The organism is Arthrobacter sp. Y3223164 (genome assembly GCF_059091005.1).
In genome coordinates, this window is record NZ_JBNHGF010000415.1 from 1 (window position 1) to 2345 (window position 2345).

Annotated in this window: 3 protein-coding genes and 1 pseudogene; 3 read left to right on the top strand and 1 reads right to left on the bottom strand. The window is 67.3% G+C overall.

From position 1 onward, the window contains the following. A pseudogene (locus AC5RUJ_RS14815) lies at window positions 1-297 on the top strand (ABC transporter ATP-binding protein); the annotation flags it as partial. 9 nt (window positions 298-306) lie between these two features. Here the strand turns inward: AC5RUJ_RS14815 and AC5RUJ_RS14820 are convergent. After that, complete coding sequence (locus tag AC5RUJ_RS14820; protein ID WP_494001422.1) at window positions 307-807, bottom strand: MarR family winged helix-turn-helix transcriptional regulator; 501 nt, start codon at window positions 805-807, stop codon at window positions 307-309. Window positions 808-922: 115 nt separating this feature from the next. Between AC5RUJ_RS14820 and AC5RUJ_RS14825 the strand changes: the two genes are divergently transcribed. Beyond that, window positions 923-1498, top strand: coding sequence for an NADPH-dependent FMN reductase (locus AC5RUJ_RS14825; protein ID WP_494001421.1), 576 nt, complete (start codon window positions 923-925; stop codon window positions 1496-1498). A 167-nt stretch (window positions 1499-1665) separates the two neighbouring features. After that, window positions 1666-2345 (top strand): cell division protein ZapE (zapE, locus tag AC5RUJ_RS14830; protein ID WP_494156095.1); only part of this gene is annotated, 680 nt, incomplete at its 3' end.

The following is a 2345-nucleotide window of genomic DNA, read 5'->3' on the forward strand; positions in this document are numbered from 1 at the left end:
GGCCGGCCCGCGCCGTCCCCGGCCGGCGCAAGCGCCAGCGCCGCACCATCCTCCGGCGCCGTGCACAGCGAAGCGGACAAGCGCCAGGCTAAGAAGGACCTCAACCGGATCGAGCGCCAACTGGGCAAACTGGGCCAGCAGGAGGACAAGCTCAAGGAGCAGATGCACGCGGCAGGTGCCAAGTCCGACGTCGACTTCGCCGGGCTGGCGGAGATGAACCGCAAGCTGCAGGAAATCGCCGAGGAGAAGGAAGGCCTGGAGATGGAGTGGCTGGAGGTCTCCGAAATCCTGGAGTGATCCCTCGGCTCAGGACGACCTGCCGCTGTTCCCCCAGAGGCCCGCGTCGCGGATGGACCGCTGGATCTTGGCGGTTGCCGAGAGCAGCGCCTCGCGCTCCGCGGCCGAGAGCGGATCGAAGACGTTCTCGCGGACGAAGCTGACGTGGCCGGGGGCGGCCTGCCGGATGGCATCCCAGCCGGCGTCGGTCATCGAGATGTTGAAACCCCGCGCATCCGTGGCACACGCCACCCGCTCCACCAGCCCGCGGGCTTCCATCCGCTTGAGCAGGTGGGACAGCCGGCTGCGCTCCCAGTCCAGCTGCTGCGCGATGTCCCGGGCCCGCATGACGCCCTCGTCCGCCTCCGACAGGGACGCCAGGACCGAATACTCCACGCCGGACAGGTCGGAGTCGCGCAGCAGCTGGCGGTCCATGGCGGACTCGAAGCCCCACAGCAATTCCCGGAAGGCGCGCCAGATCTCTTGCTCGTGATCGTCCAGCCAGCGGGTGTCGGAGTTCACGACTGTCACTTCCTCGCCTTTGGTTGACAATTCAAGTTTCCGCCCTGCATAATTGACGTGTCAACAAAACCATGACGCGTCGACAATGTTGGCACGTCGGGACCAGACCTCGAAGGGGTTATTTATGACCAAGATCGCTATCGTTACCGGCAGCACCCGTCCGGGTCGTGTCAACAAGCAGGTTGCCGATTGGGTTCTCGCCCAGGCCGCCGGCCGCACCGACGCCGAGTTCGAGGTCGTCGACATCGCCGACTTCAACCTGCCCCTGCTGGACGAAGCTTACCCGGCCATGTACCAGAACTACCAGAACGACCACACCAAGGCGTTCTCGGCCAAGATCAGCGAGTTCGACGGCTTCATCTTCGTCACCGGCGAGTACAACCACACCGTCACGCCTGCCCTGACCAACGCCCTGTCCTACCTGAACGTCGAGTTCAACAACAAGGCCGCCGGCATCGTTTCCTACGGTTCCATGGGTGGCGCCCGTGCCGCTGAGCACCTGCGCAACATCCTGTCTGAACTGCAGATCGCCCACGTGCGCAACCAGGTCATGTTCTCGCTGTTCACCGATTTCGAGAACTTCGCCGACTTCAAGCCGACCGAGCAGAACGCCGGCACCCTGGCTCCGATGATCGACCAGCTCATCCCGTGGACCAAGGCCATGGAGTCCGTCCGGGCCGCAGCTGTCGCCGCCAACTAACCTGCGGCCCCCGGCGGCTTCGCGCCGCTTAACGCTCCGCATCGCAGGGCGCTCCGTACCTCCCGTCAGGGAAGCCGGGGCGCCCCGCGCCGTTAAGGCGGGGACGGCCGGAACGATGGCACCGGCGGGTCGGGTTTCGTTGGTACCGGGAGAAGGAGGGACGCGTCGTGGACGCAGGAAACGCTGCGGCCGGCCTGCGGGAGCGGACCCCCAGCCGCCGCCGGATGCTCGACCATCTTGAGCAGGCCGCCTCGGCAGCTGGCTTCCGCCTCGACGAAGACCAGCACAGGGCCGCCCGCCTGCTCGCCGAAGCCGCCGCGCCGCTCCGCGCCGGACTGCCCGCTTTGCCGGGGATGCGCCGCGGGCTGTATCTTTGGGGTCCCGTCGGACGGGGCAAAAGCTGGCTGGCCCGGGCATTCTTCGATGCCGTCGACGTGCCGGACAAACAGCGCTGGCACTTCCACGACCTGTTCCGACAACTGCACGCCCTCCGCCGCGACGCGCAGGACCCGGAGGCCCGGCCGCCGGGTACCAGCGCCATCGACGTGGCCATCGACGGCTTGCTGCGCGGCTGCGCCCTGCTGGTCCTGGATGAATTCCACGTCCACGATCCGGGGGACGGCCAGTTGCTGGCCCGGCTGCTGCGTGAAATCCACCGCCGCGGCATAGTGCTGGTCACCACCTCGAACTATCCGCCCGAGCAGTTGATGCCCGGCGAGGTCTTCCATGAGCTGTTCGAGCCCACCATCGCCCTGATCCGCCGCACCATGCACGTTGCCCCCGTCGCCGGCCCGGTCGACTACCGCACGCAGCCCGCCGGTCGCGCCGACGGCCGGTTGGACGACGG

What these genes read in the sequence shown, in the direction of transcription:
- AC5RUJ_RS14825 (WP_494001421.1), top strand. Translation starts at nt 923, where the DNA reads ATGACCAAGATCGCTATCGTTACCGGCAGCACCCGTCCGGGTCGTGTC.